The 17275-nt window shown below is 67.4% G+C and carries 17 protein-coding genes and 1 other RNA gene; 11 read left to right on the top strand and 7 right to left on the bottom strand.

Annotation, left to right across the window (positions count from 1 at the left end; genetic code table 11):
• Positions 1-33 precede the first annotated feature (33 nt).
• From glf to ACMGEZ_RS06725, 4 genes are all read left to right on the top strand, one after another.
• Positions 34-1197, top strand: coding sequence for a UDP-galactopyranose mutase (gene glf, locus ACMGEZ_RS06710; RefSeq protein ID WP_436821480.1), 1164 nt, complete (start codon positions 34-36; stop codon positions 1195-1197).
• Positions 1198-1304: 107 nt separating this feature from the next.
• Entirely contained in the window at positions 1305-2513 is a 1209-nt protein-coding gene (locus ACMGEZ_RS06715) for a hypothetical protein (RefSeq protein WP_436821481.1), read from the top strand.
• 55 nt (positions 2514-2568) lie between these two features.
• A complete protein-coding gene (locus ACMGEZ_RS06720) occupies positions 2569-3321 on the top strand; it encodes a ferritin-like domain-containing protein (RefSeq protein ID WP_436821482.1) in 753 nt (250 codons plus the stop codon).
• A 7-nt stretch (positions 3322-3328) separates the two neighbouring features.
• Positions 3329-3553: a hypothetical protein gene (locus tag ACMGEZ_RS06725; RefSeq protein WP_436821483.1), complete on the top strand. Its 225-nt coding sequence runs from the start codon at positions 3329-3331 to the stop codon at positions 3551-3553.
• A gap of 72 nt (positions 3554-3625) precedes the next feature.
• On the opposite strand, the gene ctaD is transcribed toward ACMGEZ_RS06725, so the two are convergent.
• A complete protein-coding gene (gene ctaD / locus ACMGEZ_RS06730) occupies positions 3626-5263 on the bottom strand; it encodes a cytochrome c oxidase subunit I (RefSeq protein ID WP_436821484.1) in 1638 nt (545 codons plus the stop codon).
• Positions 5264-5357: 94 nt separating this feature from the next.
• On the opposite strand from ctaD, the gene ACMGEZ_RS06735 reads away from it, so the two are divergent.
• A complete protein-coding gene (locus ACMGEZ_RS06735; RefSeq protein ID WP_436821485.1) occupies positions 5358-6590 on the top strand; it encodes a hypothetical protein in 1233 nt (410 codons plus the stop codon).
• Positions 6587-7750, top strand: coding sequence for a glycosyltransferase (locus ACMGEZ_RS06740; protein ID WP_436821486.1), 1164 nt, complete (start codon positions 6587-6589; stop codon positions 7748-7750). Before ACMGEZ_RS06735 ends, ACMGEZ_RS06740 begins: the two co-directional genes overlap by 4 nt.
• Here ACMGEZ_RS06740 and ACMGEZ_RS06745 read toward each other — a convergent pair.
• The 4 genes from ACMGEZ_RS06745 to ACMGEZ_RS06760 all read right to left on the bottom strand — a co-directional run bounded on the left by ACMGEZ_RS06745 (position 7735) and on the right by ACMGEZ_RS06760 (position 11911).
• A complete protein-coding gene (locus tag ACMGEZ_RS06745) occupies positions 7735-9522 on the bottom strand; it encodes an ABC transporter ATP-binding protein (RefSeq protein ID WP_436821487.1) in 1788 nt (595 codons plus the stop codon). The two genes, ACMGEZ_RS06740 and ACMGEZ_RS06745, sit on opposite strands and share 16 nt — an antisense overlap.
• A 36-nt stretch (positions 9523-9558) precedes the next feature.
• Positions 9559-10128, bottom strand: a complete 570-nt coding sequence (locus ACMGEZ_RS06750; RefSeq protein WP_436821488.1) for a DUF4142 domain-containing protein — start codon at positions 10126-10128, stop codon at positions 9559-9561.
• Positions 10129-10464: 336 nt separating this feature from the next.
• Positions 10465-11103 carry a 3-oxoacid CoA-transferase subunit B gene (locus tag ACMGEZ_RS06755; protein ID WP_436821489.1) on the bottom strand — a complete coding sequence of 213 codons (639 nt, stop codon included), beginning with the start codon at positions 11101-11103 and terminating at the stop codon, positions 10465-10467.
• A gap of 1 nt (position 11104) precedes the next feature.
• Positions 11105-11911 carry a CoA transferase subunit A gene (locus tag ACMGEZ_RS06760; RefSeq protein ID WP_436821490.1) on the bottom strand — a complete coding sequence of 269 codons (807 nt, stop codon included), beginning with the start codon at positions 11909-11911 and terminating at the stop codon, positions 11105-11107.
• Between the two features lie 74 nt (positions 11912-11985).
• Between ACMGEZ_RS06760 and ACMGEZ_RS06765 the strand changes: the two genes are divergently transcribed.
• From ACMGEZ_RS06765 to ACMGEZ_RS06785, 5 genes are all read left to right on the top strand, one after another.
• Positions 11986-12585, top strand: coding sequence for a LuxR C-terminal-related transcriptional regulator (locus ACMGEZ_RS06765; RefSeq protein WP_436821491.1), 600 nt, complete (start codon positions 11986-11988; stop codon positions 12583-12585).
• Between the two features lie 69 nt (positions 12586-12654).
• Positions 12655-12964, top strand: a transfer-messenger RNA (tmRNA) gene (gene ssrA, locus ACMGEZ_RS06770).
• A 101-nt stretch (positions 12965-13065) separates the two neighbouring features.
• Positions 13066-14862 (top strand): alpha/beta fold hydrolase, encoded by a 1797-nt coding sequence (locus ACMGEZ_RS06775; protein ID WP_436821492.1) that lies wholly within the window; start codon positions 13066-13068, stop codon positions 14860-14862.
• Positions 14777-15052 (top strand): type II toxin-antitoxin system Phd/YefM family antitoxin, encoded by a 276-nt coding sequence (locus ACMGEZ_RS06780; protein ID WP_436821493.1) that lies wholly within the window; start codon positions 14777-14779, stop codon positions 15050-15052. The genes ACMGEZ_RS06775 and ACMGEZ_RS06780 overlap by 86 nt, the downstream gene beginning before the upstream one ends.
• Positions 15052-15411, top strand: coding sequence for a type II toxin-antitoxin system RelE/ParE family toxin (locus ACMGEZ_RS06785; protein WP_436821494.1), 360 nt, complete (start codon positions 15052-15054; stop codon positions 15409-15411). Before ACMGEZ_RS06780 ends, ACMGEZ_RS06785 begins: the two co-directional genes overlap by 1 nt.
• On the opposite strand, the gene ACMGEZ_RS06790 is transcribed toward ACMGEZ_RS06785, so the two are convergent.
• Both ACMGEZ_RS06790 and ACMGEZ_RS06795 read right to left on the bottom strand, forming a co-directional pair.
• Entirely contained in the window at positions 15408-16139 is a 732-nt protein-coding gene (locus tag ACMGEZ_RS06790) for a nitroreductase (protein WP_436821495.1), read from the bottom strand. The two genes, ACMGEZ_RS06785 and ACMGEZ_RS06790, sit on opposite strands and share 4 nt — an antisense overlap.
• Positions 16140-16194: 55 nt before the next feature.
• Positions 16195-17190, bottom strand: a complete 996-nt coding sequence (locus tag ACMGEZ_RS06795; RefSeq protein ID WP_436821496.1) for a LysR family transcriptional regulator — start codon at positions 17188-17190, stop codon at positions 16195-16197.
• Positions 17191-17275: the final 85 nt, after the last annotated feature.

Below are 17275 nucleotides of genomic sequence, written 5' to 3' on the forward strand. Positions count from 1 at the left end.
CTTATGGCTGAGTCACTCACCAACAGACCAGCCATGACCTCCAAACCGATTTCCCTTGCCCGCGCCACCGTGCGTGCCTACGACTTCCTGATCGTCGGCGGTGGATTCGCGGGTTCCGTCCTCGCCGAGCGGCTGGCCAGCCAGCTCGGCCTGCGTGTCCTGATCATCGATAGGCGGCCCCACATCGGCGGCAACGCCTACGATCACCTGGACGAGCACGGCGTGATGGTGCACCGCTACGGGCCGCACATCTTTCACACCAACTCGCGCAAGATCCTGGACTACCTTTCGCAGTTCACGCAGTGGCGCCCCTACGAGCACCGGGTGCTCGCGCACGTCGACGGCCAGCTGCTGCCCATCCCGATCAATCTCACGACGATCAACGGCCTCTTCGGCCTCCGGCTCGACACCGCCGGTGCGCAGCGCTTCCTTGCCGAGCGCGCATCGCCCGGGATCGAGATCAAGAGTTCGCGCGACGTCGTGATCAGCCAGGTGGGCGAAGAGCTTTACCGCAAGTTCTTCGAGGGCTACACCCGCAAGCAGTGGGGGCGCGACGCGTCCCTGCTCGACCGCTCGGTGACCTCCCGGGTCCCCACGCGGACCGACGACGACGACCGGTACTTCCAGGACCGCTACCAGTGCATGCCGCTGCACGGCTACACGCGCATGTTCGAACGCATGATCGCGCACGAGCAAATCGACTTCCTGCCGTGCGCCGATTTCTCGCAGCTGAAGGACCGCATCCAGCACCGGCATCTCATCTATTCCGGGCCGATCGACGAATACTTCGGTCATTGCTACGGCAAGCTGCCCTACCGCTCGCTGCGCTTCGAGCACGTGACCCTCGACCGGCCGTGGCATCAAAAGGTGGCCGTGGTGAACTTCCCCTCGCTGCAGGTGCCCTTCACCCGCATCACCGAGTACAAGCACCTCACCGGCCAGGAGCATGCTCGCACGAGCATCACGCGCGAGTACCCGAGCGACGATGGCGACGCCTACTACCCGATCCCCGCGCCCGAGAACGCCTTGCTCTACCGCCGCTACGAGGCGCTGGCCGAAAGCACGCGCGGGGTCACGTTCACGGGCCGGCTCGGAACCTACAAGTACTACAACATGGACCAGGTCGTGGGCCAGAGCCTGAGCCTCTTCGAGCAGCTGGCCCGCTCGACCGCACCCGCAGCGCTGGCCGGCGGCTGAGCGGCGGCGCAACGCTCTGCAACCGTACCGCTCCTGGGCACGTGCATTGCCGCGCCAGGAAGGCCGGCATTCCTTCGTCGGCCCCATCACCCTCACCGGAGAAACCCATGCCCCTGAACATCATGGACAACCGCGGCGTCGCGCTGGAACGCCAACGCTTCACCTGGCGCGACATGGTCCAGAAGCCGATCAGCAAGCTCGACGACGATGCCTACACGCGCGTGCGGATCATCCTCATGAATGGATTGGAAATGGAAGCCCTGCGCTTCTCGCATGCCTGCGCGCGCATGAACGGGCCGCTCCAGCCTGTATTGGCCGAGCTGCGCAGGGTCGAACAGCACCAGGCCACGACCGTCAACTGGCTGATCGGCGCCGACCATTCCCCGCTGGAAACCACCATCGCCTACGAGCAGGTGGCCATCGACATCACGGCCGGCGTGGCGATGCGCGAGCCCGACGGCTACCTGGCCCAGGTCTACCGCTTCGGGCTGCTCGAGGATTTCGATCATATGCACCGCTACTCGGCCCTGCTCGACCGCCTGGAGGGCAAGGATGCCAACAACATCCTGCAGAGCTACACGGACATCCTGCCGGGCCGCCCGACGGTGGACGAGCACCGGCATCCGCTGGACGACCTGCGCACGCCCTACGACCGGACAACGGCCGTGCCGCTGTCGAAGCTGCACGCGCTGACGATCCTGGCGGCGGAGCAGCAGACCCACAACTACTACATGAACGTCGGGCCGCTGTTCTCCGACCCGGTGGCGCGGCTCCTGTATGCCGAGATCGCCTCGATCGAGGAGCAGCACACCACGCAGTACGAATCGATCATCGATCCCACCGAGAGCTGGCTGGAGAAATGGGTGCTGCACGAGGCGACGGAGGTCTACAACTATCACGGCTGCATGGCGCAGGAGTGCAACCCGCGGATCAAGGCGCTGTGGGAGCGCTTCCTGGACTACGAGCTGGGGCAGCTGCACGTGGCGATCGATCATTTCCAGCGCCTGGAGAAACGCGACGTCGCGGAGATCCTGCCGTCCACGCTGCCCGACCCCATCCCGATCGCCTCGCAACGCGAGTTCGTACGCCAGACGCTGGCTGGCGAAGTGGACCTGCGGGCCGATGGCCCGCGCTTCGTCGGCGCCGACCAGGAGCCCGAACGCACGCTCGACTACCGGCGGCAGATCAATGCCGCCGGCTCGCCCTCCACCATCGTCGCGGCAGGCTATCGCTGGCGGCCGGGCACGGAGCTGCGCGCCTGGCCTTCCCAACAGGACGACAGCGACGGAGCGTCTCCTGCTGCTGCCTCGGCCTGAACCCCACACCCTACCTACCGGAGTTTTCGAGATGGAAACCAAGACACACCTCGGCATGAACAAGACGGGCGTCCAGATGTCGCCCATGGACAGCAGCGCGATGCTGGAAGGCCTGGAGCAGTTCGGCCCCCAGGCCGATGCGGACCGCGAGGACCTCCGCGTGCGCACGGAATACGCGGATGCCACCGAGGGCCTCGGCTCGGTACCCGTGCCCGGCACGTTCAAGGGCATGATGAAGTCGGGCGCCGACATGATCGGCGGCGCGAGGCCGCAGGTGCTGGTCGACAAGCTGGGCGAGCGGCTCGCCTTCGAGCGCGCAGGCGTCCGCCTCTACGACACCCTTCTCGCCAAGTGCAGAGCGGCCACCGACACCGTGGCGCTCTCGGCGACCGACCACGAGTCGCTCGGCCGTTTCCGTGACGAGGAAGCGCAGCACGCCCAGATCCTGGTAAGCGCCCTGGAAACCCTGGGCGCCGATCCAACGGCGCAGACGCCGTGCGCCGATCTCGTCGGCGTGCAGGGCATGGGCCTGATCCAGGCCATGAACGATCCCAGGACATCGCTGGTCCAGTCGCTCAACGTCATGCTGAGCGCAGAGCTGCTGGACAACGCCGGATGGGAACTGCTCATCGAACTCGCGGGTGCCGCCGGGCATGACGAGATTGCCCGGCGCTGCACGATGGCGGCAACGCAGGAGGCTGAGCATCTGGACGTGCTGCGTGACATGGTGCGGCAGATGGTCCTTCGCGACGCCAGTCTGACCGGATCGGCGATGGCGGCCGAAGCCGCGGGCACCGGTGCGCCATGACACGGCGATGAAATCCGCAACCCTGACGTATCTCGCCCGGCTCTCCGCCACGCGGCTGCCTTCGTTCGTCGGGCGCATGCCCGAGCTGCGCAAACTGAAGCGCCTGCAGGAGCACGGCTATGTCGAGGCCAGCTTCTATCCACCCAAGCCCTGCAAGTCGCAGTTCGCCTGTGCACGGCATCTCACGCCGCAGGGGCAGGCGTTGCTGGAGCTGATAGAGCGACGGCGATGAGTTGCCGGCGAGGCCGGGCCCGGGCAGTGCCGCCGGGCTTCGGGACTGCCGGCCATCTCGGGCTCCGGCCGATCAGCCGAGCACGCGCGTGGCCGTGCTGTCCAGCCGCGGCGGCTGCTCGAAGGTGTGGAACGGCGCCGGCGACGGCACCTCCCACTCGAGCCCCTCTGCGCCCTCCCAGGGCTTCGCGGGTGCCGGGGCACCGCGCTTGAGCAGTGCAGGCAGCACGATGAAGAGCACGAAGTACGCTTGCGCGAGCCCGAACCCAAAGGCCCCCAGGCTCGCCACGGCGTTGAAGTCGGCGAACTGCATCGGATAGTCGGCATAGCGCCGGGGCATGCCTGCCAGGCCGAGGAAGTGCAGCGGGAAGAAGCCGATGTTGAAGCTGATCAACGTCGCCCAGAAGTGGATCTGCCCGCGTGTCTCGCTGTACATCACGCCCGTCCACTTGGGCACCCAGTAGTAGTACCCGGAGAACATCGCGAACAGCGATCCTGCCACCAGCACGTAGTGGAAATGCGCCACCACGTAGTGCGTGTCGTGCAGCTGGATGTCGATCGGCGAGACGGCCAGGATGAGCCCGGTGAAGCCACCCATCGAGAAGACGAAGATGAAGCCGATCGCGAACAGCATCGGCGTCTCGAAGGTCATCGAGCCCTGCCACATGGTCGCGACCCAGTTGAACACCTTCACCGCCGTCGGCACCGCCACCAGCATGGTCGCGTACATGAAGAAGAGCTGGCCGGTCACCGGCATGCCGACGGTGAACATGTGGTGCGCCCAGACGATGAAGGAAAGGATGGCGATGGACGCCGTGGCATACACCATCGACGCGTAGCCGAACAGGCGCTTGCGTGAGAAGGCAGGCACGACCTGGCTGATGATGCCGAAGGCCGGCAGGATCATGATGTAGACCTCGGGGTGGCCGAAGAACCAGAAGATGTGCTGGAAGAGCACCGGATCGCCGCCACGGCTCGCGGTAAAGAAGCCCGTCCCGAAATGACGGTCGGTCAGCAGCATGGTCACCGCACCGGCCAGCACCGGCATCACGGCGATCAGCAGGTAGGCGGTGATCAGCCAGGTCCAGCAGAACATCGGCATCTTCATCAGCCGCATGCCGGGGGCGCGCATGTTCAGCACGGTCACGATGATGTTGATGGCGCCCATGATCGAGCTGGCACCCATGATGTGAACCGCGAAGATCGCGAAGTCCATGGCGGGGCCCATCTGCAGGCTCAGCGGCGGATAGAGCGTCCAGCCCGGCGCGGCCGACCCGATGTCCAGGAAAAACGGCGCGATCAGCATCAGGGCGGCGGGCGGCAGCAGCCAGAAGCTGAAGTTGTTCATGCGCGCGAAGGCCATGTCCGATGCGCCGACCTGCAGCGGAATCATCCAGTTCGCGAAGCCCACGAAGGCCGGCATGATCGCGCCGAACACCATGACCAGGCCGTGGATGGTGACGAACTGGTTGTAGGCCTCCGGGTTGAAGATCTGCAGGCCGGGCTGGAAGAGCTCGGCGCGGATCAGCATCGCCAGCAGGCCGCCCGTCATCAGCATGGCCAGGCTGAAGAGCAGGTACAAGGTGCCGATGTCCTTGTGGTTCGTGGCCAGCAGCCAGCGCCGCCACCCGGTCGGCAAGGCATGGTGCTCATCGTGAATCGCGTGCCCGGGGGCATGGGGCTCATGGACCGGCAGCGAGGGGACGGACATGCGCGACACCAGGGTAGTTGGGATCCTTCGCGATCGGCAAGCCGTATGCCCAGCACCGCACTCGGCCGGGCATGCGCCTTGCCGTTCCGCCTGCATGCATCTTCCCGACCGCGCCCAGGCCGACCCTCCCCTCTTCCGCAGCTTCTGGATGGCCGGCTTCGAAGGGGCGGACCACGTCAACAGCCAAGGCGAGGCTCTTTCTCCGAACCAGGCGAGCGCGCACTGGGAGCTGATCGCAGAGGACTACAGCCTGTTGCGCGAATTCGGCATCCGCACCGTACGCGAGAGCGTGGGCTGGCGCGTCAGCGCGCCGGAGCTTCCCGGCCTTGGGCGGCTGGCCGCGCACGCGGAGCTTGCGGCCCGCATGGACATGCAGGTGCTCTGGACCCTCCACCACTACGGCCTGCCGGACGGCGTGGACTTCTTCGCGCCCGACTTTGCCGCAAGGTTTGCGGACTTCTGCGAGCAAGTGGCACGCTGCATTGCGCCGTACACGCAGGGCCGCGCACTGCTGCAGCCGATCAACGAGATCTCCTACCTGAGCTGGGCCGCGAGTGCCACCGACTGGATCCACCCGTACCGCGCCAGCTCGGGCGCCTTCGGCTACGAGCTCAAGTGCCGCCTGGTGCAGGCCGCGCTGCGCGGCTGCGACGCGATCTGGTCGGTGCTCCCGGACGCGCGCATCGTCCACACGGACCCGATGATCCACATCATCGCGCCGGCCGGCGCCCCGCCTGAGTTGCATGCGCAGGCGCAGGCCCGCGCGAGCGCGCAATACCAGGCCTGGGACATGCTGTGCGGCGCGATGGAGCCCGGGCTCGGCGGCGCGCCGCGGTACCTGGACGTGATCGGCGTCAACTACTACCACGACAACCAGTGGGAGCATCACACCGAGGAGCGGCTGCACTGGCACCTCGGCGACCCGCGGCGGCGCGATGCCGCCGACATGCTCGAGGAACTCTCGCAGCGCTACGGCAGGCCGATCTTCATCGCGGAGACCGGCCATATGGGCGAGGGCCGCGCGTCATGGCTGGACGACATCGGCAGCGCGCTGCAACGCTGCGAGCAACGAGGCACGCGCGTCGAAGGCGTGTGCCTGTACCCCATCCTCGACCGTCACGACTGGGAAGACCTGCACTACTGGCACCGCAGCGGGCTCTGGGACATCCCCGACCCGAGGCAGCGCCCGACCCACCGGCAACTGCACCTGTCCCTCGCACGCCGGCTGCGGCACTGGCAGTCGCTGCTTCCCGCGGCGCCACACGGGCGCGGCGCGGAAACAAGACCGAGCCCGCAACCGCATCATTCCTCTGGAGAACTCACATGAGCGCCATCGTCGTCTTCTCGCACCTGCGCTGGGATTTCGTCTACCAGCGGCCGCAGCATCTGCTGTCCAGGCTCGCCCGGCACTTCGAGATCCTGTTCGTCGAGGAGCCGGTCCCGGGCGCGGCCTCGCCGAACCTGGAACGCATCGACGCGGCGCCCGGCGTCGAGGTGTTGCGGCCCCACCTGCCCGGCGAGGCATGCGGCTTCCACGACGATCACCTGCCCGCACTCGGGCAGATGGTGGCCGCGCACCTGGCGCGCCGGAACCTCTGGGAGTACTGGCTCTGGTTCTACACGCCCATGGCCCTGCCGGTGGCGGCCGGGCTGGCGCCCGTGGGCGTCGTGTACGACTGCATGGACGAACTCTCCGCCTTCCTGCATGCTCCGCCGCAGCTGCTGCAGCGCGAGGCCGGGCTGTTCGAGCTGGCGGACCTGGTCTTCACCGGCGGCGCCAGCCTGTACGAGGCCAAGAAGAGCCGGCATCCGGACGTCCACTGCTTCCCCAGCAGCGTCGACGCGGCGCATTTCTCGCGCGCGCGCAGGCAGGTCGAACCGGAGCCGGCGGCCGAGCGGTCGCGGTCTGCCGCGCCAACACTCGGCTTCTTCGGCGTGATCGACGAGCGGCTCGACGTGGCGCTCGTCGGCGGCCTGGCCGAGGCGCATCCGGACTGGTCGATCGTGATGGTCGGGCCGGTGGTCAAGATCGATCCGGCCACGCTGCCCCGGCACCCCAACCTTCACTGGCTCGGCCAGCGAAGCTACGAGGAACTGCCGGACCTGGTCGCGCAGTGGGACGTCTGCCTGCTGCCCTTCGCGCTCAACGCGTCAACGCGCTACATCAGTCCCACGAAAACGCTGGAATACCTCGCTGCCGACCGTCCTGTGGTCAGCACGCCGGTGAAGGACGTCGTGCGCCAATACCAGGGCGTGGTCGCGATTGCCGACAGCCTGCCTGCCTTTGTCGCCGCTTGCGAACAGGCGCTGAACGCCAGTCCTGCCGAGCGCGAGGCGCAACAAGCCGCTCGCGCGGCGATGGTCGCCGCCACCTCCTGGGACAGCACCGTCGCAGCCATGCGCGGCGAGCTGGAGCGCGTGCTGGCGAGCAAGCGCGGCGCCGAGCCGATCGCCACGCCGCCACTGGGCGTTCAGGCAGTCTCCTGACCCTGCGCCTGCGCGGCCCACAGCCGCTGGTACAGCCCGCCGGCATGCCGCAGGCGGTCCGGCGTGCCGTCCTCGACGATCTCTCCGTCGACCAGCACCAGCACCCGGTCGAAAGTTGCGACCGTCGACAGCCGGTGCGCCACGGCGATGACCGTGCGCCCCCGGATCAACCGGTCGAGTGCAAGCTGGATCTTGCGCTCCGAGGCGCTGTCGAGTGCAGAGGTGGCCTCGTCGAGCAGCAGGATGGGGGCGTTCTTCAGCATGGCGCGCGCGATGCCCACGCGCTGCCGCTGGCCACCCGATAGCCTTGCGCCACGCTCTCCCACGACGGTGTCGTAGCCGTGCGGGAGCTCGCGGATGAATTCCTCGCAATAGGCGGCCCGTGCCGCCTGCAGCAGTCGGTCCTCCGGCGCATCGGGGCGCGCGTAGACCAGGTTCTCGCGGATCGTCCGATGCAGCAGCGAGATCTCCTGCGGCACCACCGCGATCGCGCTGCGCAGGCTGTCGAGCGTCACCTGGGCCACGTTCTGCCCGTCGATGAGCACTTCGCCGCTCTGCACATCCTGCAGGCGCTGGAGCAGCCCCAGTAGCGTGGTCTTGCCCGAGCCCGAAGGACCGACGATGCCCACCCGCTGCCCCGGCGCAATATCGAGGTCCAGGCGGCGGAAGACCTGCGTCCCGTCGGGATACGAGAAGCTCACGTTGCGCAGCCGGATGCCCCCTGGGCCCGGCTTGAACGGCGGGGCGCCCGGGCGCTCGTCGGGCACCCGCGGCACGGCCACCACCTGCAGCATCTCGCGGATCACGCCCAGTTGCTGCGTCGCCTCGATGAGCGCGAGTGCCAGCTCGCGCGAGCCGTGGAGGATGCGAAAGCTCAGCGCACTCACCACTACCACGTCGCCCGCCGTGTTCGCCCCTGTCTGCCAGCCCCGCAGCGACCACACCATCATCGTGCCGGCCATCACCCACAGGCAAAGGTCGTGCAGCACCCGCGCTTTTTCCAGGTAGAGCCAGCTGCGGCGCTGTGCCTGCGCCTCGTCTGCGATCAGCGCCGACACGCGCTCGTACTCGCGGCGCCGGGCCGAGAAGGCCTGCAGCGTCCAGAGCTGGCTCACCACGTCGACCAGCTCGCCGTTGACCCGTGACGCTGCGGCCGCGTAGGCCTGGTGGATTCCGCGGCCGCGGCGGCCGAAGACCACGATGATCGCCGCGACCAGCACGACGAACAGGCTCAGCACCGCCGCCATCCAGGGCTGCACGGTCAGCAGCACCACGGCCGCTCCGATGAAGTCCACGCACGGCGGCGCGATCTTCCAGGTGAGCGTCGCCACCAGCGCACCTGCAGCCCCCGCAGTCGCGGTGATGCGCCCCCCGAGCGCGCCCGAGCTGTGGCGCGCCACGTACTGGGGGGAATGCCCGCTCAGGTAGTCGAAGAGGTCCAGGCGGACGTCCACGCCCACGGCCACCACCGTCAGGCAGCCGAGCCAGCCGCTCAGGCGCCAGAACACGCTCTCGGCCGCGATGAGGCCGATGAACAATGCGAGCGCGTGCCAGATGGCGGCGTCGTGGCGACCCTGCGTCATGGTGTCCACGATGAGCTTCATCGCGTACTGCGCCGCGATGCCGCACGAGGCGGCGATCAGGATGATGGTCCACAGCGCGGCGAAGTGCGACCTGCGGCGCCGGGCCGCGCGCAGCATGAAGCCGGCGGGGCTGGTCGGCAGCCCTCCGTCGAGGTCCATGCAGCCGGCCTGGTCTGCGCGAGAAGGCACGAGCCGCTTCGGCACTGCGACCGTAGAAGCCCTGCGCTACTTCTTCGCCATGCCTTGCGCGTGCTTCAGGTGCTCTTGCACCACCGGCATCATCTTGGTCGCCAGGGCCTTCAGGTCCGCGTCGGCAGCTTCTGCCTGGGTCTTCTTGAGCAGCTTGAGCGTGGCCTCATGGTCGCCCACGCCGGCGTGCTTCATGTACTGGCTGTCGAAGGTGTCGCCCCTGAGCGCCTTGAACTCGACCATGTTGGCCTTGTGCTTCACGTCCACGCCGTCCGGCAGGTCGACACCCTTGGCGCTGGCCAGCGCCTTCACGTCCGCCAGGCCCTTGGTGTGATCGTCCACCATCATCTGGGCGAACTTCTTCACGTCCGCGTTCTGCGACTTTTCGAGCGCGACGCGCGCGGTCTCGATCTCCGCCATATTGGCCTGCGCAATGTCGCGCAACATGCCTGCATCGCCCCTGCTGAGCTTCGACGCCGCTGCCTTGGCACCTGCCGCACTGCCGGCGCCGGCAGGCTGCTGCTGAGCAGCCGTGTTGACCTGGATCATCAGGCCGGCCGCTGCGACGGCAGCGATGGCCAATGTTCGCCTCGTTGAATGCATCATGTCTTGCTCCAGAGTGATGTGGAGCGAGCAATGTGCAGAGAGGGTGCAGCCGATGTTGTAGGCCATCGGCGATGCCTGCCGCCATCTTTCGATGGGCATATGGATGAGCTCGGAAAGAGCGCATCAGGGGGCTCCTGCCCTCCCCCGGAGCGGGCAAGTCGGCCTGCTGCTGCCTAGTCCACTGAATCACTGAAATCGGTCGGTGCTGTCCACCCGATACGGGCGCGCTGCGGCGTTGCAAATGCTCGCGATACCTACGGGTATCGCTGCGCTTTGCGCCTTGCATCGCATCCCGTCTCGGGCGGCCCTCACCGCCCATTTCAATGATTCAGTGGACTAGTGCAGAAGCTTGACGCCAGTCTTGGCCTGCAGCGCCTCGAAGGTGACGCCGTCGGCCAGCTCGATCACCTTCAGGCCCTCGGGCGTGACGTCCATCACGGCCAGGTCGGTGATGATGCGGTCCACCACGCCCACGCCGGTCAGCGGGAGGGTGCACTCCTCGAGGATCTTGAGGTCCTCGGTGCCATCCTTCTTGCGCGCCACATGCTCCATCAGCACGATCACGCGCTTCACGCCGGCCACCAGGTCCATGGCGCCGCCCATGCCCTTGACCATCTTGCCGGGGATCATCCAGTTGGCCAGGTCGCCCCTGGCGCTGACCTGCATGGCGCCGAGGATCGAGAGGTTGATCTTGCCGCCGCGGATCATCGCGAAGCTGTCGTGGCTGCCGAAGATCGCCGAGCCGGGCAGCGTGGTCACGGTCTGCTTGCCGGCGTTGATCAGGTCGGCGTCGACCTGATCCTCGGTCGGGAAAGGGCCGATGCCGAGCATGCCGTTCTCGCTCTGCAGCCAGACTTCCTTGTCGCCGACGAAGTTGGCCACCAGCGTGGGGATGCCGATGCCGAGGTTCACGTAGAAGCCGTCTTCCAGCTCCTGGGCGGCGCGCGCCGCCATCTGGTCTTGGGTCCAGGGCATCTCAGGCTCCTTTGTTGCTGCTGTTCTTGACGGGCGCCGGCACCTCGCTGCCGGCGGCTGCCTGGGCGATGGCGGCCTGGGCCTCGACCTTGGCGGCGGCCACATCGACGGCCGCGCTCACGGTGCGTTTCTCGATCCGCTTCTCGGGACGGGCATTGAGCACGATGCGATGCACGTAGATGCCGGGCAGGTGGATGTCGTCCGGCGCCAGTTCGCCGAGCTCGACGATCTTCTCGACCTCAACGATGCAGATCTTGCCGGCCATTGCCGCGGCCGGATTGAAGTTGCGCGCCGTCAGGCGGAAGCGCAGGTTGCCGGACTTGTCGGCCACGTGCGCCTTGACCAGCGCCACGTCGGGCACCAGCGAACGCTCCATGACGTAGGTCTCGCCGTCGAACTCGCGCAGTTCCTTGCCCTCTGCCACCATCGTGCCGACGCCGGTCTTGGTGAAGAAGGCCGGGATGCCCGCACCGCCGGCGCGCAGCTTCTCGGCCAGCGTGCCCTGGGGCGTGAACTCGAGCTCGAGCTCCTTGGCCAGGTACTGGCGCTCGAACTCCTTGTTCTCGCCCACGTAGCTCGCGATCATCTTCTTGATCTGGCGCGTCTCCAGCAACTTGCCGAGGCCGAAGCCGTCGACGCCGGCGTTGTTGGAGATGCAGGTCAGGTTCTTCACGCCGGAATCGTGCAGCGCGTCGATCAGGGCTTCAGGGATGCCGCACAGGCCGAAGCCGCCGACCGCGAGCGTCTGGCCATCGGCGACGACGCCCTTGAGCGCCGCATCGGCGGAGGGATAGATCTTGTTCGCCATGATTCCTCGTTCGGAAATGGTGGTTGATGGACAAGCCGGACGATACTACGTACGCGCATACGTAGTATTTCGTAATGGACACACCGGACACCGCCACCGCCCTCGCCCTCCCTCCCATCGACTACCGGCTCGCCTTCGAGGAGGCGCCGGTGGGCATGGTGCTGTCGCGCCACCGGATCATCGTCGATTGCAACGCGCGCCTGTGCGAAATGTTCGGCGCCACGCGCGACGTGCTGGTCGGGCAGTCCTTCCGTGTGCTCTACCCGAGCGTCGCCGAATTCGAGCGCATCGGCAAGCGCATGGAGCCGATCCTCAACGCCAGCGGGCGCTACGCCGACAACCGCATGATGCGGCGCGTCGGCGGCCTGCACGGCGCCTTCGCCGGCGAGACCTTCTGGTGCCACGTGAGCGGCCAGGCCCTCAATCGCGAAGCGCCGCATGAGGCCGGCATCTGGACCTTCGAGGACCTGGGCTCGCGCCGCGCCGCCAAGGCCGAGCTCACGCCGCGCGAGCGCGAGGTGGCCGCGCAGTTGATGAAGGGCCTGACCTCGAAGGAGATCGGGCGGGCGCTGGACATCAGCCATCGCACGGTCGAGATCCATCGCGCGCGGCTGATGCGCAAGTACGCCGCGGCGACCACCGCGGAACTGGTGCAGAAGCTGATGGCGGGCTAGCGCCTGGAACCTTTTTCAGCGTCGTGCCACACAGCTTTGGTCAACGAGGCTTGTTCGTCGCCTGCAGTTGAAAAAATGATCGTGTGGGTCCGATGGCGCAATCCGCCGGAGTTCCCTGAAGCTCGAAGCTCAAGTGTGCCGGACGGGGGTTCGATTCCCCCCAGCTCCACCAGAGTGCGGATGCGCGTGCGTCCGCAGTCTCGTGGGGCTGACTGGTTTCGACGGCGCATGGCGGTGGAGGGCGACGATCCGAGAGGCGACTGCCGTAAGCAGAGCAAATCAAGTAACTGCTAATGAAAGCTTTTACCTGAAGCAGGCCTAAAAGCCCGCTTCGGAGTAGCCCGAAAGGGTTCCCGGCCCCTGCAGCAATGCAGGCTCGGCAACAGAAAGGCCGGGACTTTGTCAGCGCGCAAGTACATCGACAACGACAGTGTCGCGGCGCATCATGCCGCCGTGCCCAAGGTCGCACCCCGCCGATCCATGCGCCGCTCTTCGGCTGAGCAGCTTCGAAGAAGCGCGGCGGTGGCACTGCTCGCCGTTGCCGGTTGCGCCCTCCCCTTCAGCGAGGTCGCGTCGTCCCGCGCCGAGCCGCCACGCGCCGATTGCCAGGCGTACGTGGGCGCCGACCGCAACGCAATGCTGCCCGGCTACCGGCTGCCCACCGCACATGGCGACACCGTCTGCGTCCCGTTGCTGCCGAGCGCGCACCGCCCGCCGCGGGACTACGCGGGCCGCGACTTCTACGTCGATGAATTCACCGACGCCAAGCTCAAGGCGCGCTGGCGCTCCTGCAAGGACGATGCCTCCTGCTTCCGACGCATCGATGCCCAGATGCAGCGCTGGCTGCCGCCCAACAAGGAGCGTGCGCGGCGCTCCACCGGCGTGGTCGATCCTTCCGGCCGGATCGACCCCGACGGACCGGTGGATCTGCGCGAGATCCGGCGCCCCGCCTTCTTCGCAAAGGCGCCCTACCGCGAATCGATTGCACAGGCGGAGCCGCGCACCTACACGGTCGAGTTCAGCGCGCCGCGAGATACCTTCGAGCGCATCGAGCTGAAGATGCGGGACACGATCAAGCTGCGCGGCTGGTACATCGAAGGCGCGGGCGTGGACGACGGCAAAGGCGGCCGCCTGCGCGCGCTGGTGATCATGGCCAACGGCGGCGGCGGGCAGATGACCGCTATCCAGCACCCGGACGAGAAGGCCTACCGCATCGACGCCGCCACCGGCCGGACCATCCCCGTCCCCTTCCCCAACGCCACCACCGAGACCATGGGCCAGCGCTGGTGGCGCGAGAACCTGCAGGCGCTGAACGCCGCCGGCTTCGACGTGCTGGCCTACGACAGGCGCGGCGAAGGCATCTCCGGCGGGTTCAGCGATACCAACACGCTCGAGCAGGGCGAGGATGTGTTCCGCGTGCTCGAGCAGCTGGAAAGCGGCCAGGGCCTGCGCCTGCTCACGCCGTCGGGGCAGTTGCTCGAAGGCGATGCGGCGGGCGGCCAGCTCTTGGCCGGCATGAAGGCGGGGCAGATCCCGATCCTGCTCGGCGGCTACTCGCGCGGCTCGATGTCCATGGCCTGGGCGATGACCAAGAACTTCGTCGAGTCCTGCAGCTACGACATGCCAGTCGTCACCTGCGGGCCGCCGAAGGGCTACACGAACATCAAGGGCGCGATCCTGCTCGCCTCCTTCGCGAGCGGCCCGGGCTACGTGCCGGCGGCACCCGACCTGGCCGATCGCAACCTGTTCCTCGGCGGCATGGCGGCCGAGCATCACATCGTCTTCTATCCCAGCTCGGCCACGCTCGCGGGGATGCCGCGCTGGCCGGCTGCCTTCTTTGCCAAAGGGCTATGGGATCGTGCCGAGAGCCTGGAGGGCACCGTCGCTGCCTACGACCGCATCCGCGGCCTGAAGGAAATCGTGGTGGCGCGTGGTCCGCATTCCATCGAGACCTGGGACCCGGACGACCAGCGCTACCTGCAGCAACGCATGGTCACGTTCGCGAAGGCGGTGGTGACGGGCGCGTCCACCGTGCCGGGCGCGAAGCCATGGAGCGACCTCAGGAGCCTGGTCGCGACTACGGCTGATCGCTGGGAAGCTTCTTCGAGGCCTCGGACGGGCCGGTCCGACAAGCATTCCCCAGGGCCGTATAAAGACTATATTCGGACCTTCTCAATGGAAAGGGAGCGACATGCGCTATTCATCTCAGGTCAAGCCGATCAGCTACCTCAAGGCCAACGCCGCCGACGTGCTGATGCACCTCGCCAAAGAGCGTGAGCCGCTGATCATCACCCAGAACGGCGAAGCCAAGGCAGTCCTGCAGGATGTCGCCTCGTTCGAGGACACCCAACAAACGCTGGCGCTGCTGAAGATCCTCGCGCTGGGCAATCAGGAAGTGGCGGCCGGCAAGGTGAAGCCGGTGTCCGCCGTCGTCGCCCGTCTGCGTGCCAGGCGAGCAGCCGACTGATGGCAGATGCTCCACCGACGTTCGAAGTCCTTCTCACGGAAGGCGCCGAGCAGGACCTGGAGGCGATTCACGACTACATCGCCGGCCACGATGGCGTTGCCAGGGCCAATGGCGTGTTGGACCGGTTGTTGAAAGTTGTCGAAAGCCTCTCGCGCTTTCCGGAACGTGGCAGCTATCCGAAGGAACTGATCGCACTGGGCATGAGGGAGTACCGCCAAACTTCATTCAAGCCCTACCGGGTGATCTACCGCGTCACAGGCAGCCAGGTGATCATCTACGTGATCGCCGATGGCCGAAGGGACATGCAGTCCTTGCTCGCGCGCAGGCTGCTCGGCTGGGAGCCCTCCTCGCGGCCTTAGGCGCCGCCCGGGCTGCCGAACCCCCAGAAGACAGTGAAATCCTCGACCGCTTCCCTGGGCATCCGGAGATCGTTCACCTCCGCCTCGGCTTCCGCGTAGCCCAGCGACATGCCGCAGACCAGCGCCTGCGTCGGCGGCAGCCCGAGAAATTGCGAGATGACGGGCTCGTAACGCACGAACGAGACCTGCGGGCAGGTATCGAGCCCCCTGGCCCTCGCGGCAATCATGATCGTCTGAAGGAACATGCCGTAGTCGGCCCAGCTGTGCCGGGTGAGCCGGCTGTCGATGGTGAAGAGCAGCCCCACCGGCGCATCGAAGAAGCAGAGGTTGCGTCCGGACTGCCGGTAGCGCGCCGCCAGGTCCGCCCGGTCGATCCCCAGCGCGGCGTAGTACCGCGCGCCAAAGTCGGATTGCCGCGACACGCACTCGGCCGGCAGGTCCGCCGGGAAATGCGCCGAAGGCGGCAGCTCGTTGCGCTCGTGCGCCTGCATCAGCGCTTCGCCCAATCGCCGCTTGGGCTCGCCCTCCAGCACATGCACCCTCCACGGCTGGGTGTTGGAGTTGCTCGGCGCACAGCGCGCCACGTCCAGGATCTCCGCGACCACGGCGCGCGGCACGGGCGCCGGGCTGAAGGCGCGCACGGCTCTTCGCGACCGGATCACGGCGTCCACGATGCCGGCGACGGCGCCGCGCTCTGCCAAGGCGGGAACGGGATCTGCTTTCGTCATGCCGTCATGGTGCACGAGCGCCGCGTCGGCATCCACTGAACATTGCGCAAGATGCTCATGCATGAAACGACATGGCGAGCCGGGCGAGCTGTTCCCTCAGCCAGACGTGCGCCGGATCGTGCTCGTGTCGCCGATGCCAGACCGCCCGCATCGTTGCGTGCTGGGACGTGTAGGGCAGTGCCTTCGCCAGCAGCTCGCGCCGGGCGACGAAGCCCTGCGCCAGCGGCGCCGGAACGATCGACACCATGTCGCTGCCGGCGAGCAGGTCGGGCACGGCGAGCGAGTGCGGCACCGTGATGCGGTAGCGCGGACGCAGGCCGGCCGAAGCCAGCGCGTCCTCCAGCGCCGCGCGGTCGAACATCTCCGACTGACGCGCCAGCCCGCGCTCGGCGATGAAGCCGCTGACGGCGCCCTCCTCCTGGCCGCCCAGCGACACCGTCAGCAGCGGGAAGTCCGCGAGGTCGGCGATGCGCGGCTTGCGCCGCGCGAGCGGATGCCCGCGACGGAAGACGAGCACGTCCTCCTGCAACCACAGGCGCGCACTCTGGAAGCGGCTCGGGACCTCGGCGAAGACGCCCAGCGCGATGTCGATGCGCCCGACGTCGACCTGCTCCGCCAGGTCCAGCCGCGTCGAAGGACGCACCACCAGGTCGATGGCCGGCGCCACCTCGCTCATGCAGGCAGCCAGCCGCGTGAGCAGCACCGAGGTCACGTAGTCGTTGGCCGCGACCACGAAGCTGCGCGCGGTGCTCGCGGGGTCGAAGGGCTGCACGCCGAGCGTGTCGTGAATGCTGCGCAAGGCCTCGCGCAAGGCGGGCGCCATGGCGAGTGCGCGCGCGGTCGGCTCCATGCCCTTCGGGGTCCGCACGAAGAGCTCGTCCTGCAGCGCCTCGCGCAGCCGGCCGAGCGCATGGCTGATCGCCGATTGGCTCAGGTGCAGCCGCTTGCCCGCGCGCAGCAGGTTGCGGTCTTCGAAGACGGCATCGAAGACCCGCAGCAGGTTCAGGTCGATGCGTCTCGCATTCAGCGCGACCTGCGCTCTCGTGCTCATGTTGCACCTCGTGCATGTGGCGGTTGCAGATTCATCGCTTCCGGCAGCGGCACAGCGCTGGCAATGTCCAGGCCTGTCCCGAACC

The sequence above is a fragment of the Variovorax stachyos genome, from assembly GCF_051400855.1.
Classification (GTDB): Bacteria; Pseudomonadota; Gammaproteobacteria; order Burkholderiales; family Burkholderiaceae_C; genus Variovorax.